The sequence below is a fragment of the Buttiauxella sp. B2 genome (genome assembly GCF_006376615.1).
Lineage (GTDB): Bacteria > Pseudomonadota > Gammaproteobacteria > Enterobacterales > Enterobacteriaceae > Buttiauxella.
The window spans coordinates 360,561-375,867 of the sequence record NZ_VEXQ01000001.1 but is presented as its reverse complement, the minus strand read 5'-3'; the positions used below and the strand labels follow the sequence as shown (position 1 = coordinate 375,867).

The window sequence follows — 15,307 nt, the reverse complement described above, 5'->3', positions numbered from 1 at the left end:
CCATGTTCGGAAATGGTCTGGATATGCGTGGCCATGTCGATTCCACGTTTAAATCCAAATTAAAGGGCGGGATATTCCTCATCCACATGGACGGTGCTTACACTGGCCCCGGAGGAACCTGGCAGGAACAGGAGGGTGAGCGTACCGAGTTGAAACGCGTGAACGTCCAGCCCGCAAAGTGGCGCGAGATTACGTTATTAGTGGGTCAGGGGGGCGTCGCTGCGCTGTCTGATTTCCGCTCCATTCACATTAACGATGGCGTGAACTATCTGATGCCGGATGAAAGCGGTGAGTATCGGGACCAGCTGGAGTTTAACGACGGGGTGGCGGTGAGGCGCTGGCGGGTGATGTCTGCGGATAATCGCCCGTGGCGCAACTTCTGCCGTGCTGTGGTGGAGATAATCAGGGTGCCGGTGCCATGAGAGATATCCGCGAGCTGCATTGTCTGCTGCAGGAGCTGGTGTCGATATGCTCGGGTATCAGAACAGAGAGGATCGTGCTGGCCGATCAGGGCCGTGCACCACCGGCAGGAAACAGTCTCTACGCCACCTATAACCCGATACCGGTTCGTGCTTACGGGCAACCTTCGCAGTGGCTGGAGGATATCGATGCGCTGGAGGCGTTTGACCCTGCGCTGGGTGAGAACTGGAAAGACCTGGAGGAAATCACCGCCACCTCGATGGAGTTTATGATCTCGGTAAACTTTTATAACGAGGGCGCATCTCAGGCAGCTATGTTGCTGCATAACGCCAATTTCCGCTCACCGGTCAGCGATTACCTTTTCCTCAATCAGCTCGGCTTTCGCTACGTCAGCAACCCCCGCAACTTAAGCACCCACTTTCAGGCCGGTATCCAGCCACGCTGGCAGGCCGACATTTTCATGTTCATTAATCAGGAAGTCAGCAGCCAGGTTTTACGCGCAGCCGGCTTCTCGCTTGAACTCATTACAGAGGAGTAATGCCGGATGGCTTATTCGGTAGACAACATTATCCCGGTCAATATCATCCTGACCGCCACCGGGCTTGGATACGCAGATTTCTCCAGTGCTTTCGTGTTTGCGGATGCGGCGGATCTGTTATCTGACCCCAGTAAAACGCCACTGCTGGCGGAGAACGGCAAAAAACTGAAAACAAAGGCGGATAAGGTTCTCGTCCTCGAGTCACCGATGACATTACGTGGCGAGGCGTTTCCCTTCGACAGCTGGCGTGATTACTCCGGTGTCACTGAACTGGGCGCGGACTTTTCTACCGACAGTGACGTGTACCTCATCGCCACGCGCTACTTTGCTCAAATCCCCCGACCGGCGACACTCAGCGTATGGATGAAAAACCCTGACGATCAGAGCCTGGTGGCCACCGCCAGTAAAGCCGATGAAGAGGCCTGGCGTTATCACTACTTCTTCAAAAATGCCGACATGCTGACCGAGGCGGTGATTGCGCTCAGTGACTGGAGTGATGCGACCAGTCATCCGGTCTGGTTCACAACCAGCGAGGAAGCCGCACTGGACCCGATGAGCAAAAGCGATGTGCTGTCCCGGCTTAAAGCCAAAGGCAATCGTCATATGTTCGCGGGCTGGCGTGCGCAGGATGCTATCGACGAAGACCCCTCTCAGGCCTATTCCATGGTGCAGGTTGCTGCGGCATTCAACAAATTCCGGCCCAACGGCCTGAACACGGCCATTACCGCGGAATACCAGATATTGCCCGGCATCGATGGGGATGAGCTGAAAACCAGCGGCTACAACGCGCTGAAAGCGAAAAAGGGTGTGTTCTTCACACCCGTTGAGCTGGCCGGGGAAATGGATTCCTGCCGGGTGATCAACAGCCAGTCGATGTCCTCGTATGGGGAGTTTATCGATGATGTGATTAACCTGGACGTGCTGAAGAATCACCTGCAGGTGGATGGCTATAACTACATCGCCAACGTGGGCACCAAGCGCCCTCTGACACCGAAAGGCTACGAAGGGTTGCTTAACGTCGTCACGAATACCCTCAAGCGCTTCTATAACAACGGCGTGCTGGGACAGGGATCGTTTATCGATGAAGCCACCGGTGATGAGAAAACGACAAACTTCGGTTTTGTCATTCTCTCAAAAGCGGAGGACGTGCTGAAACTCTCCAGTGCGCAGCGCAAGAAACGTGAATTCCCGCCCACCTCCATCCTCGTCATTCTGGCCCGTGCCGGTCATGTCGCGGAAATGAACGTCACCGTGGAGTAACGGATTATGGCAATGAAGAACTACGGCGCCAGCCACGCTGACCTGACCATCAACGGCCTGCCAATTGATGAGTTTGGGGATACGGACCCGCCGGTCACCATTGAAGATATTGATGCCCGTGCAACATTAAAACGCGGTATTGGGCGAACCTCGGTGCGTCTCGACGGCCCAACCCGTCCGAAACGCCTCTCCATCAGCCTGATGCCGGGATGTGTTCAGGTGCGCCAGCTACTGGCGATAGAAAAGTCCGGTGTGGATTTCTTCTTTACCTTCCGCCAGCGCGGAACGGATGAGTATGTCGCGGCCTTTGACGGCGTGATGACACAACGCGGCAGTATGACCCGTGGCGGCAAGACCAGCGCCAGTGACGAAACCTTTACCTTTGAATTTGCAGACAGCGAGGAAACCTGATTTATGGCACGAAAAATTGAAATTACAGTAAACAATGTTCTCTACACCGGCGACACAGCACCGGCCCGCGACCAGCTCGAGATCCTGAATATCATCAGCCAGAATAGTCTTTTACCGTTGATGGATAAAAAAGTCGGTGACATGACTATTGCGGCCACGTTATCCACTCTAAACATGGGCGCGACTCAACGGCTGACAGAACTGGCAATCGGGAAAGGGGGGATCATTCGTAGTACCGATACCGTTCCGGTAGCAGAGAACATGTTCCAGGATGAGATCCATCTCTTTCTTGTGTTACTGGGACGCGTGGTGGAAGAAAACATTGGCCCTTTCTGGCAGCTCAAACCGGAAGAAAAAGGAGGGGGAAACCAGAAGACAGCAAATCAACGCTGAACTGGTTCCTGTGGCGTCCTTGTACAGGGTTAGGGCAGATATGTCCCCCGCTGGCCACCTGGTCCGAAATGCTGGACGGGACTTATAGCATTGAGGATGTTCAGGAGATGAACGATGCCCTTGATGAAATACTGACAACCATCGAGAGCAAAAATGGGAAATAGGTCAGTAATTAATGTCAACATGGTAAATCCATATCTCATTAACACTATATTTATACTTTCGATGTTAAAAAGTTGGAAAATGATATTTTTACATGGAGGGTATATGAATAACCTTAAAATGGCACTTCGATTTTTATTTGGTGTGTTTCTATTTCTGGTTCTGGCCTACTGTTTTTCACTGGTTATATTTCCTTTCCGTGATGTACTGAATAAGTACTTTGACGGGAATATAATGAGCGTATTAATTTTAATTTTTATGTTGGCTGCTTATCTTTACCCGGCAATAAATGCATCCAATCGTGGCCACAAAGACAGCAAGGCTATATGGGTTTTAAACGTGTTTCTGGGGTGGACTGCCTTAGGGTGGATAATTGCGCTTATCTGGTCATTTACGGGGAAGAATAAAGTTAAGGAGAAATCCGCATTAACATGGACGACTAAGATATGTCCTTTTTGTTCTGAGGAAATAAAAATCGATGCAATAAAATGTCGATACTGTAATAGCGACTTAACCAAGACGTAAATACAAGACCGCTTCGGCGGTTTTTTTATGGAGGGAATTATGGCACAGGGCAGCGCAACGGATGTTGTGGACAGCTTACTGGTATCACTTGGGCTAGATGTTGATGCCAAAAGCTTCCGAACGGCAACCGACACAATCAACGGTCTGAAGTCGAGTTTTCTCCAGTTAGGGGCTGCTGCTGGTGTCGGGCTGGGCTTCAACTCGGCTACTTTCGGTTTAAGTACCAAAATTAACGAAATCCAACGTCTTGGTCGCATCACCAATTTCACTGCAAAGCAGGTTGAGGGTCTGCAATTTGCGTTGAAAAAAGTGGGTGTGACTGATGACGGGGCCGCCTACAGCATTGCGCAGAAAATCCCGTCTATACAGCAGGCAGCCAGAGAAGGACGACTGAATAACCAGGCGTACTGGAACGGGGCGTTCAACCCTACCGAATTCGCCAGTTTAAATGGTCAGGATGCCGTTCAGTATCTGGTCGAGTCATACTCAAAGATGAACAACGACCAGCAGAGGACCCTGAGAGGGGGATTAGGTGCCGGGGATAACGACCCGCTTACGCGACTCATGGAGGTTGGGGGCAGTAGCTTTAAAGATATCAATGAGCAGTTTGAAAAACTGTACAAAGAAACCAGCCCGGAGTTAATCAAAAACTCAGCCATCTTAAATAGTGAACTTGCCGATCTATCGCAGAATTTTGAAAATCTCCGGAAAGGGATTGGCGAGGACTTGCTGGGCCCATTGATAAGTATCATTCAGGTTATTAACGATCTTATGGAGAAATTTCCGGATCAGACCAAACTTGTGGCTTATCTCATGGGGGCGGGTGCTGCGGGCGGTGCCTGGAAAATAACGGCGTCACTGTTTGGCCGACAGGCTGCATCTACGTTTGGAGCGGGACTATTGGCTAATCCTGTGATTGCCACCATCCTCGGTATTATTGCTCCCGGGAATGCTTTCGTTGAGAAAGAAGATGCTCAGGCCATGAGCGACCCCATCAAGAACTGGCAAAAGAACAATCCCGGAAAAGAACTACCAGCAGGTGTGAAGGACTGGAAGACGGCTTATATGGACCAGCTTGAGAACGGGGGCATGTCGGCAAACGAAAAGGGGTATCTGGATATTATCTCCAGGGCCGAAGGGACGGCGAGTAAGGCGAATAATGGTTACCAGACCCTCTATGGTGGCAATCAGTTCAGCGATTTCAACGATCACCCACGGCAATACTTTGAACATAACGGCTCGCGTACTTCGGCTGCCGGTCGTTACCAGATTACCGCATCCTCCTGGGACGATGCCCGGCAGGCCCTTGGGCTTCAGGATTTCTCACCTGCAAATCAGGACAAAGCGGCACTCTGGTTGGCTGAGCGTGCCGGACAGGGTGACAATATCAAAAGCGGTAACTATCAGGCCGCGACGAGCAATCTCAAAAATGTCTGGACGGGGCTACGGAATAATCAGGCACCGGACATGCTGGCGGGGTACCAATCTACGGCGAATTCGGTACCTGACATGTCGTCTGCTGGTGGTTCACAAGTCACTATTCACCAGGTTAATCACAACACGGTGCAGGCAGGCGGCGCTGACGCCGACGAAGTGGTGCGCCGAATGGACCAGAAAACCACGACCGATCTGAGCCAGGCCCTCGCACTCCATAAAACGGATAAATTCTGATGGCCATAACCGGAATGTTTACCCGTAACCGACCCAAAATCGGGAACATCTATTTCGATGCCTTGCTGAAAGAGAGTACCGAACTCAGGACGGATGTCAGTGAGTTCCCTCTCGAAACGGCGGCTACGGCACATGACAATGCGGTGACGCGCTCACTGACCCTCTCGATGGAGATTGGTGTTTCTGATAACTGGTACCGCGGACTGATTGCTCAACAGGAAGAAATGGCGCAACCACTCCTGGATATCGGTGGAGGCCTGACAGCTGGCATGGCGGCAAGTTTGCTTTCAGGGCGACTGGCTGCACTGACTGGTATCGCGGCCAGCGTTGGGTTGGCTGTATACCAAAATGGGCAGGGAACAACACGTTCTCAGTCTCTACTCGAACAGCTGCGTACCATCCAGCGCAATCATGAAACCTTTGATCTGGTGGCAAGCCGTGGTGCGTCCTACAAAAATTGCATCATCACCAATACCCGGACAGAAACCGATAAGGAAACCGAAGGTGGGTTGATCATCGTGGTCGATATGCTGCAGCTCACTATCATCCACGACAGCGTAGCGGAAACGAACGCCAATCTACCGTGGAGCGACTCAGCAACAACCCAGGGGCAAAAAGAGATATCAGCAGGAGAAGTTATACCTGAGGAGGTACTAAGTGAATCCGTCCCCCCATACCCGGACAACATTCAAGTCAATTCCCCTTAGCCGCGGTAGCGCTTACTGCCGATTCCGTATTCAACTTGGCGACCATTATCTGGTCATTCGCCTTCGCTGGCTGACGCTCTACGGCTATTTCTGCGTGGATATCCATGAACAAGGGCAACCGGTGGCGTGCGGTCGCGCGCTGCATCCGGGCGTGGATTTGTTGGCGGGATTGAATAACAACCTGGGAAAGCTGGTGCTACGCGGCGCGACCCCCACCATCAGTAATCTTGGGGTGGACAATAAACTGGAGTGGATCCCGAATGAGTAAGTTCTTTGGGCGCAGTTTTTTACTGACAATAACGACAACCAGCGGCGAGGTGTTGACCTATGCTCCGCCGATGGAGGTGAGGTACGTGGTCGATAATTTCCCGCAACATACCAATGCCACGGCGAAGATCAGCATCTTTGGCATCTCACCGAAAGCCCGAGAGCTAATACAGACCCGGAACGACATGGGTAACAATTACGGCCATGTCGAGCTCGTGGCAGGGTATGAAGAAAATGCAGGGATGATATTCACCGGGCGAATAAACAGCGTGCAGGTTTCTAAGGATGGTGTCAGTACCTGCATATCGCTGTATTGCAATTCCGCATCAGAGCAGTGGAGCGCGTTATCTTTTCAGGCATGGGGTGAGAATACGCCTTACAAAGACGTGATCCGCGACCTGGCCGCTGGGTTTGGTGCGCCGGTGGAGTTTATTGGTGATTTTAGCGATCTGCCGGTTTTGCTTATCGGTTATAACGGCGGGGGCAAGTTGTGCCGTGAACTGCTTGATCAGATTAAGAACTTCTTCCATTTCTCCTGGCTCCACACCCCAACTAAAACCGTCATTTCACGTGAGGGTGCTGCCCGTGACTGGGTTGAACATGAAATCAGTGCGTTGAATGGCATGGAGGGGATACCTCGCTGGTATGCCAGTTCCATGGAAGTCGATATAAAACTCAATCACGAGATCCAACCGGGAGATGTAGTGAATGTGACATCCAGCTTCTGGACGTTGAGCTTCAGCGGTGCGTATTTCACCGATTTACAGGACCTGTCAGATAAGCAGAGAAAAACTGGCAAGTTCACCGTGTTGCGCACGCTGCATGAAGGTGCGCTATGGGGCAACAACTGGAAAACCACCGTTATCTGTCAGTGGCGGCAGGAGATTAGTGGATGAATGACTCAAATCCCTTTACCACACTACTGAAAGAGCTCAAGCCAGCAATGCTGTGGGACATGATGATTGGCCTCCCGGGCAAAGTTATCAGCTATGACCCCGACCTGCAGCGTGCTGTTGTGGAATGCGGTATTCAACGGCATGAAGGCAAGGGGGATTTTAAATCCCTGCCGCACATCGAGCATGTTCCCGTGCAGTTCGCTGGCACTGCGCAGTGGTCTGTGTTTCATGAGCTACCTGAAGGTACTGAAGGCTATATCCACTTTTCGCACCGTTCCGTTGATTACTGGCTTGAACAGGGCGGGCCGGTGCGTCCTCTCGATGCACGGATGTTTGATGCATCAGATGCATTCTTTGCCCCGGGCTATCGCTCACGCGCCACCTGTATTGCCGGGCTACCAACTGAAGGTATTGGCCTGAGTCATGCCGATGGTTCAGTACAGCTGCAGTTGACCAGCTGGGGCATAAAAATGTCAGCCGGTGGTCAGACACTCGAACTGGGAGCAGGAGGGTTAAAACATAACGGTGTGAATGTTGGCAGCACACACAAGCATGGCGGCGTTGAATCGGGCGGGAGTAAAACCAATACACCGGAGTAAACATGATCCGAAATTTTCAGGACGGCGATATCGCCACCAGTGGCAACCCCTTCGTCACCGGCAAAACCGAAACTCAACAGGCCTGCATTTGCAGGCTTCGTCTTTTTCTGGGGGAGTACTTTCTGGATGCGACCGACGGCACGCCGTGGTTTCAAAGCATCCTCGGCAAAACCTCCCGGGACATTGCGGAGGCGAATATCAAGCAGCGCATTTTATCCACCCGCGGGGTGATGGCCATCAATGTCTTCCAGATGAACAGCGACACCAAAAAGCGCAAATTCACCGTGCTGGCCAGCCTGACGGATATCAATCACGAGCAGTTCGAATTCCTGTTTGAAAAGGATGTGTGATGGCCGAAATTACGAAGTATGGGGTCACCGGTAAAACCCTGCAGGAGTACAAAGAAGAGGTGAGCCAGAAGTATCTGGCGGTAGACCGTGCCTGGAATATCGACCCGGAAACTCCGGACGGCCTGGCGATTGCTGCGTGGTCAGAAGCGCTGGCGAACGTCGACGAGGAAGTGGTGAACGCCTATCACTCGACGGACCCCAACTCAGCGGTCGGGCAGCAGCTCGATCAGATTGCTGCTTTTGCCGGTCTGCACCGTAAGCCTGAAAGCTTTTCAACGGACGTGGTGGAGTTTGAAGGGGATGGTCTTATCGAAATCCCTGCCGGTACCCTGGTTCGTCACCGCGTCAGCAGCACGCTGTGGAGAACCGATTCTGCAGTGATAACTCACAGCAATGGTAAGGCCACCGTGAGCGTGACGTGTACGACAGCGGGCGCTGAGGGGGCAAACCCCGGCACGCTGACCATCATTGCCTCACCGGTCGCCCGCATTCGTTCGGTAATCAACACCAGTGGCGCCAGTCTGGGTCGGGCCGAAGAAAGTGACAATGCCTTCCGGGTACGCCGCAATTACTCTGTTGCGCTGCCCGGCAACAACCAAATCGACAACATGCGTGCTGCACTGGATAACGTCACCGGCGTAAAGCAGTCGCTGGTTTACGAGAATCCGGATTCAGAAATCGACCAGCATGGAGTTTATGGCCACAGCATGGCGGTGTTCATCGATGGCGGTGAAATGGAAGATATTGTGCTGGCCATGGCGACCCACAAAAACCCGGGCTGCGGCCTGAATCGCCATAACACCTTCCCGAACAAAACCAGCATCGACGCGTTCACCCCTCAAAAGCAGCCGGTGAATATTACGTTTTTCCGCCCGGAATACGTCACTGTCTATGTGCAGGTGAATATCAGCACCCGCACGCTGGGTGAGGATGAGAAGGAGAAAATCAAAGGGGACCTGGTGGACTACACGCTGGTCGGCTTCGACGAAACCAGCGGTTTTGCAAAGCAGGGCTTTCGTATTGGTGAGGCGCTGGCTGCCGGGCGTCTCTATACGCCGGTTAACCATTATGTGGCGGGTAATGATTACGTCAGCAGTATCCTTATCGGTACCAGCCCTGACGATATTACCAAAGGGGTGATTGCAGCCGCGTTCAATCAGCTCGGTGTCTTCAGCCCGGAAAATATCCAGGTTAACTATGTTTGATTACCGCAAGAAAGCCACGTCCCGAATTTACCTGCAGTACAGAAACGCCCCCAAACTCCTGCAGTGGATACTGACGCTTCCGGACATCATTCAGTCTGACCTTGCGGCGCAGCTGGATAAGGTACGGCGCATTCTTCATATCGACAGTGCCGAGGGGGAACAGCTGAATATTTGTGGGCGTATCGCCGGGTACCGTAAGAGGCCGGTGGGACGTTTTTATCCCGGGTGTGTCATGGCAGAAGTGGATGATGCGCTGTACCGGAAAATGATTAAGGCCAAAATCTGCAAGAACAACGGGATCGCCACCATCGATGATGTGAAGGCTGCAGCGGATTACATTCTCGATGTTCAGGCCATCGTCCTCGATGCGCAGGACATGACAATGCGCCTGGTGTGGCACGAAGACACGGTCAGCATCGCCGTGCAGCAGCTGGTGGAAGATTACGACCTGATACCCCGACCACAGGGGGTTGGGATGCTGAAGCACCGGGTGATTAAGCGTAAACCCTTTGGCTTTGGCCGGTTCAACAACAATTTTGGCCGTGCGCCGTTCTGGTATGGCGACGGCACACCTCCGCAGTATTACTACGGGTCGATAACGCTGGCCTGGGCGGGAGGCGTATTGAGTGGCCAGATTATCGTTAATGACCTCAGCGTTGGCGATCAGGACGTGGCGGTCATTCTCACCACGGCAGACGGTAGCCAGTCCGTTAAACATGTCGTATCTGATGCAGAAGGCGCTTTCAGCGTCAGGGATATTGTCGCGCCGGTGACAGCGGTTGCCCGAGTCATGTTGATTCAGTTCGACTGCCAGGCGCTGGAACTGGAATCAGAACCTCTCAGCATTAAATTATCACCGTAATTTCCGGTGTTTTAACAATCTACATTCAGGTTGGACTTAATTAATGGAAAGAAAAAGAAAGCGCAAACCTTTACGCGTTTTGCCTGCAGGTATTTCCGCTATTTGTCGCGTTGGTGATGATGGTGTCGAAATATCCAATCTGACACCGGCAGAAAAACTCTCAGGCTCTGAATTATTCCCGGTAGTGCAAAGTAATGAAACCCGGCACGCGACGATTGAGCAAATAAGAGATCTTATCCCCTCCGGTATTGATGGCCAGTCTGCATATCAATTTTGGGTCGATGCCCAGCCCGACGAAACGGATACCTCCGAAGCCGCTTATATCGCGTTCCAGAAGGGAAAAGAAGGGACTGACGGTAAAGACGGGGATGCGGGTGACCCTGGAAAATCCGCCTATGTCATCTGGGCCGCAGCACAACCCGGGGGCGCTGATACGTCTGAGAAAGCCTATCTTGAGTTTCAGCAAGGGAAGCCAGGAGAAACAGGGAAAGACGGTGATACCGGGGCATCTGCATATGACGTATGGGCTGCGGCGCAACCGGAAGGGGCCGACACCAGTGAAACCGCATATCTGGCTTACATGCAGGGCAAACCAGGAAAAGATGGTGAAGGTGGCGATGACGGAAAATCTGCGTTCCAGATTTGGCTTGATGCGGGTCATGAAGGGACTGAGGAGGATTTTCTTGAATGGCTTAAAGGCAATGCATCCGTTGTTCTTGACCCCGCCGACAGGAATATTATTAAGCAGAACCGTGATGGATTATTTGTAAATGGTGCCCACCCTGTCATCCCCAAAGTGAGTACGGCATCGTTAACCGACTTGCTGGACAAGAGCACACTCTTACCCGGTGGGGCTGAACGTTATACGTTTGAATTAACCCTCAATAACCCTGTGGGGATGACCGCGCTGGGAGGGGTCGGGCTTTATAGTCTGTTAAGGTTTAAACCTGAGAATTATTATTTCGATGTGAACGACAAATACATCTCTTATCAAATCTTTGAGACCCACTTAAAATTTACGGCCACGACCGCCACAGTCACCTTTGCCGTCATTATGAGTGGCCCCCCTAAACGTGTGTTTAACCTCGAAGATGGACAGGAAGTCATCCTGGAGCCTAATGCAATCTTACCGTTCAGGGTTGTCATTCAAATGGTGGTTGGAACAACCCTCACACAAAACGGCATGGATTAATCATCATATGGAACAACACTTTTTCAGAACGCCCTGGGCAGCAAATGGGGATAAAGCTGCAATATCAGAAACCAATAATCCGGATGGCACAGTCAGCTTTAACGAAGGCTGGGGGCTGGATTACGAAAAAGATATGGATGCTGACGCTCATGCCAAAGCGGTAGAGCGTGATGCGATGAACGGCATTCTCAACGCTATCACTGTCGCGCTGCGTCAGTACCAGACCGGAGCCTTCCCTGAGTTTATTACCGCGGCTGATAATGGCGGGGCCGCTTTTGCTTATGGTGTGGGCACCGTGGTGCGCTACCGGGTAACCGCTGACGTGGCCTTTAAAAGTTATGTCTCTCTGGTCGACGGGAACACCGCCGTTCCGGGGGGTGATACCACCCAGTGGCAGGAGTTTATTTACGCGGAAGCGAGCGATGCTGACACAGCGACAGGCCAGAGTGGGGTGCTGATTATTACCCCGCGCCGCCTGAAGAAAGTGACCGATGAGCTTCAGGATAAAATTGAGGAGTCGATCAATACTTCCGTCACGCCTTTTATCCTGCCCGTGGGGGCAATTGTGATGTGGGGGGCAACGGTGCCGCCTGACGGGTGGATCGAGGTCAATGGCCAGGCGTTTAATACGGCGGACAACCCCGAACTCTTTAAACTTTACCCGGCAGGACAGGTGCCTGACTGGCGAGGCCGCTTTGTTCGTGCCTGGGATAATGGCGCAGGCGTTGATCCGGATGGGGGACGTGGGATTGGCAGTGAGCAATTCAGCGCGTTTGAAAAACATAGCCACTCCGCACCACTGGAACGCTCAAACGATGGTCTGACCGGTCCGCAGGTTATCCGCGGGGTTTACTGGCCGGGGAAGTACACGCGTATCACCACGAATGCGGGTACATCGGAGGAAGGTGCTGCCGAAACACGCCCACGAAATATCGCGGCGATGTACATCATTAAAACGGACCAGGCGGAAGAACAGGACGGCGCTGAGTACCCGACCGCTATCGTGGTGTCGCCTGCCACCGGAACCATACAGGCCGGTTCACTACGAAAATTCACCGGGACCATTTTGCCCGCATCGATTGCCGGGGGGTATGTCATCACCTGGAGCATTGCGGATGCGACGCTGGGTAGTATTGACGCATCGGGCATGTATACGTCAACCGCGGGAGAAGCCGGTGAGCAGACCGTTATTGCGACGGTGAAAACAGATAATGGAACCGTCACCGGCACCGCCATCGTCACACAGAATATCTGGCTGACAAAAATCGGGCTCGTCGTGCCTGACAAAATGAACGAAGGGGAGAGCATTACAGCAGGTTTAACGTTCACGCCAACCAACTATACCGAGAGCGTTCAGTACAGCTCGTCCGACTCGTCTGTTTTAACCTTCATAGAAGGGGACGTTGAGGCAAGGGGAGCCGGTACCGCCACGATTTCGGTGACAGGGGTGTATTCAGGGGTGGTGGCCTCTAAAACCATAAAGGTGCTGCCGGTTGAAGTGGTTGAGGAGTATTTACGCATTGATGCCAATCTTTCTGAGATTGCAGACGCAGGTGAAGAGGACCAGCAAGAGGCGCGGGACAATCTGGGTCTGGGGAAACTGGCCACAAAGGATTCGCTGGAAGCCGCAGACGTTGGCGCGGTGCCACAGGCGAAAGATTCACTACCGGCAGAGACAGATTTGAACAGCCTGACGGTACCGGGTGACTACTTTCAGAACGTCAGCAGCAGCGCCACGGCAGAGCTCAACTATCCGGAAGAGGTTGCCGGTGCGCTACGTGTTGTGGGGACGGGCGTGGATGAAGGTGCATGTCGACAGTTCTACTGGCCATACAACTCTGACAAAGAATACCGGCGCTTTGCATTTGGGGAGCCGTTGGAGTTTTCAGCATGGGGTGAGTATTGATGTGAGGGGGCTGGATTGAAACCTGAATGTTGCTTGTGTACCAGAAGTGGAAGTTTAGCCCCTAGGTGTATTAGCCAACGTAGTAGCGTAGACGTCCGACGAACTCACTTATGCTGGTGCGAGCATTGATAGATTCCTCAGTGCGTTTTATTCTAGGTCTCATTGGCTGAAGGTACATTAACTGTGTTATATTTCCAGCGATTTCAAATAATCCAGCTTTTCTTATGACAACAACGATATACCGTGAATACGAATTTGCCGCATGTGATGGGAAATGGTCTTCTGATGGGCGTCAGCGAAGGGATGTTCTTGAAAAGAAGGCAATCCACATCAACTTCAAGGGGCACGAGGCTGTCTCTTTTATGTGTGGAGATCATCCCATGATAGCACTTATGCAAGCGCTTCAGCTGAAAGTGATAACTGGCGATCAATACGCCAGCCTGATGAGTTTGTATATGGATGTGGATGATTTTTTCTTCGGTACGGTCGTCCTTGAGAAAAGTACAGGTAGTATCATGCTAGGTATGTACACGCCCCCCATGGTTCAGGTCAGACGTAAGTCGGTCGCCTATGATTTAGGTTCGTCTGGAGGGATGTTTGCTGCTGAATGCATCTACTATACTGAAAAAAAACTCAGGAAAAAGAGACGTTATAAAGGGTTTTCAGCGTCATCGGTTAGGTGTAAAGTCTCAAGTGCTATACAATATGCATACAGGCGAGATCCGTTATCTGGCGGAAAAGTGTATAGAGCAACTTGGGGTCGCAACGGAATGGAATTCAATAACATTCCCTTGGTTAATGATTTTGCTAAGAATCGATACTGCTTAAATTTACAAGAAACATTAAAGATAATCCATAACAGGTACTTAGAGATAATGAATATGAGACAGAATGCCCAGCTCAATCCGGCAGCCTCGCTCTCTAAAGCGGGACAGCCGCAGAAGAAACCAGATGATCAGGCTCCAAAAGCAAATGGAGATAATGGTCAGCAGATGACTATGTCGAGGGTTATTAATTATGCTCGGCTTTTTTCTGACTAACCCTTTGGTTTATTCGCGCCTCATGCAGGTTTTCATCTGATTTAAACCTACGGCCCCCCTAGATCCCCATCTCTTTTTTACATACCTGATGTCCCAGATTCATCTGGGACATCAGGTGCTGCTGTATCCGTTTCCCACTGCTCAGGTCAGCCTATAACCGCTCCTATAAATTACATATGACGTCAGCTCCTCGCTCATAGCTGACATGGATCCTTACCGTAGCCTTGTAAGTCGTGTTACTCAGTTCTGCAGGTCTTTTCACTCACGAGTCCTTTGCACTTGGCTTTTCAGAGTGGGGTGAACACTGATGTAAGTTGCCAGGCATGGATGAAATATTTACAAGCCCGTAAGCCCTTCATTGGTAATCAAGTTTGTGCTGTAACCCCCATCTTGACTGAGTTTACACCGGGATCGAGCTTGATTTGGGGATAGGATATTAATACTGTATATAAATACAGTTATCGTCCAGTGGTTACTTATTATGCAAATTTATAAACCTGCTGAATTGCGCCCAGTAGCAATGCTTCCATTATTCAGTGATTTGGTACAGTGCGGTTTTCCGTCACCGGCTCAGGATTACGTAGAGCAACGTATCGATCTCAATGAGCTGATGGTCCAACACCCGAGCGCGACCTATTTCGTCAAAGCGGCAGGTGACTCAATGACAGATGGTGGGATCAGCGACGGGGATTTGCTGGTGGTCGACAGTTCCCGCACCGCCGAGCATGGCGATATCGTTATTGCGGCAGTGGGCGGAGAGTTTACGGCCAAAACATTACAGCTGCGCCCGACCGTTCAGCTTAATCCTCAAAACAGCGCCTACAGCCCTATCATTATTGGTAGTGAAGAAGAGCTGGAGATATTCGGCGTGGTCACGTTCATCGTTAAATCCGCGCGCTGAAT

18 protein-coding genes are annotated in these 15,307 nt (G+C 51.8%); all 18 read left to right on the top strand.

The window, feature by feature from the left end:
- Positions 1–2 precede the first annotated feature (2 nt).
- The 18 genes from FH968_RS01960 to FH968_RS01875 all read left to right on the top strand — a co-directional run bounded on the left by FH968_RS01960 (position 3) and on the right by FH968_RS01875 (position 15,305).
- Positions 3–422, top strand: coding sequence for a hypothetical protein (locus tag FH968_RS01960; protein WP_139876697.1), 420 nt, complete (start codon positions 3–5; stop codon positions 420–422).
- Positions 419–958 carry a hypothetical protein gene (locus FH968_RS01955; protein WP_139876694.1) on the top strand — a complete coding sequence of 180 codons (540 nt, stop codon included), beginning with the start codon at positions 419–421 and terminating at the stop codon, positions 956–958. The genes FH968_RS01960 and FH968_RS01955 overlap by 4 nt, the downstream gene beginning before the upstream one ends.
- 6 nt (positions 959–964) lie before the next feature.
- Positions 965–2,218: a DUF3383 family protein gene (locus FH968_RS01950; protein ID WP_139876693.1), complete on the top strand. Its 1,254-nt coding sequence runs from the start codon at positions 965–967 to the stop codon at positions 2,216–2,218.
- 12 nt (positions 2,219–2,230) lie between these two features.
- Positions 2,231–2,629, top strand: coding sequence for a hypothetical protein (locus tag FH968_RS01945; protein ID WP_223271260.1), 399 nt, complete (start codon positions 2,231–2,233; stop codon positions 2,627–2,629).
- Positions 2,630–2,632: 3 nt separating this feature from the next.
- Positions 2,633–3,022 (top strand): hypothetical protein, encoded by a 390-nt coding sequence (locus tag FH968_RS01940; RefSeq protein ID WP_139876691.1) that lies wholly within the window; start codon positions 2,633–2,635, stop codon positions 3,020–3,022.
- Positions 3,023–3,289: 267 nt separating this feature from the next.
- A complete protein-coding gene (locus FH968_RS01935; protein ID WP_223271259.1) occupies positions 3,290–3,709 on the top strand; it encodes a superinfection immunity protein in 420 nt (139 codons plus the stop codon).
- 39 nt (positions 3,710–3,748) lie between these two features.
- Positions 3,749–5,380 (top strand): glycoside hydrolase family 104 protein, encoded by a 1,632-nt coding sequence (locus FH968_RS01930; protein ID WP_139876690.1) that lies wholly within the window; start codon positions 3,749–3,751, stop codon positions 5,378–5,380.
- Positions 5,380–6,087 carry a phage baseplate protein gene (locus FH968_RS01925; RefSeq protein ID WP_139876689.1) on the top strand — a complete coding sequence of 236 codons (708 nt, stop codon included), beginning with the start codon at positions 5,380–5,382 and terminating at the stop codon, positions 6,085–6,087. The genes FH968_RS01930 and FH968_RS01925 overlap by 1 nt, the downstream gene beginning before the upstream one ends.
- Positions 6,038–6,355, top strand: coding sequence for a hypothetical protein (locus FH968_RS01920; RefSeq protein ID WP_223271258.1), 318 nt, complete (start codon positions 6,038–6,040; stop codon positions 6,353–6,355). The genes FH968_RS01925 and FH968_RS01920 overlap by 50 nt, the downstream gene beginning before the upstream one ends.
- Positions 6,348–7,250 (top strand): hypothetical protein, encoded by a 903-nt coding sequence (locus tag FH968_RS01915; protein ID WP_139876688.1) that lies wholly within the window; start codon positions 6,348–6,350, stop codon positions 7,248–7,250. The genes FH968_RS01920 and FH968_RS01915 overlap by 8 nt, the downstream gene beginning before the upstream one ends.
- Positions 7,247–7,849, top strand: a complete 603-nt coding sequence (locus FH968_RS01910) for a Gp138 family membrane-puncturing spike protein (protein WP_139876687.1) — start codon at positions 7,247–7,249, stop codon at positions 7,847–7,849. The genes FH968_RS01915 and FH968_RS01910 overlap by 4 nt, the downstream gene beginning before the upstream one ends.
- 2 nt (positions 7,850–7,851) lie before the next feature.
- Positions 7,852–8,199 (top strand): hypothetical protein, encoded by a 348-nt coding sequence (locus tag FH968_RS01905; protein WP_139876686.1) that lies wholly within the window; start codon positions 7,852–7,854, stop codon positions 8,197–8,199.
- Complete coding sequence (locus FH968_RS01900; protein ID WP_139876685.1) at positions 8,199–9,404, top strand: baseplate J/gp47 family protein; 1,206 nt, start codon at positions 8,199–8,201, stop codon at positions 9,402–9,404. Before FH968_RS01905 ends, FH968_RS01900 begins: the two co-directional genes overlap by 1 nt.
- Entirely contained in the window at positions 9,397–10,266 is an 870-nt protein-coding gene (locus FH968_RS01895) for a DUF2612 domain-containing protein (protein WP_139876684.1), read from the top strand. The genes FH968_RS01900 and FH968_RS01895 overlap by 8 nt, the downstream gene beginning before the upstream one ends.
- A gap of 43 nt (positions 10,267–10,309) precedes the next feature.
- Entirely contained in the window at positions 10,310–11,458 is a 1,149-nt protein-coding gene (locus FH968_RS01890) for a hypothetical protein (RefSeq protein WP_139876683.1), read from the top strand.
- Positions 11,385–13,364, top strand: a complete 1,980-nt coding sequence (locus FH968_RS01885; protein ID WP_189388956.1) for a tail fiber protein — start codon at positions 11,385–11,387, stop codon at positions 13,362–13,364. The genes FH968_RS01890 and FH968_RS01885 overlap by 74 nt, the downstream gene beginning before the upstream one ends.
- Before the next feature lie 380 nt (positions 13,365–13,744).
- On the top strand, positions 13,745–14,404 hold the full coding sequence (locus FH968_RS01880; RefSeq protein WP_139876681.1) for a hypothetical protein: 660 nt from the start codon (positions 13,745–13,747) through the stop codon (positions 14,402–14,404).
- A 481-nt stretch (positions 14,405–14,885) separates the two neighbouring features.
- On the top strand, positions 14,886–15,305 hold the full coding sequence (locus FH968_RS01875; RefSeq protein ID WP_139876680.1) for a translesion error-prone DNA polymerase V autoproteolytic subunit: 420 nt from the start codon (positions 14,886–14,888) through the stop codon (positions 15,303–15,305).
- The last annotated feature ends 2 nt before the right edge of the window (positions 15,306–15,307 follow it).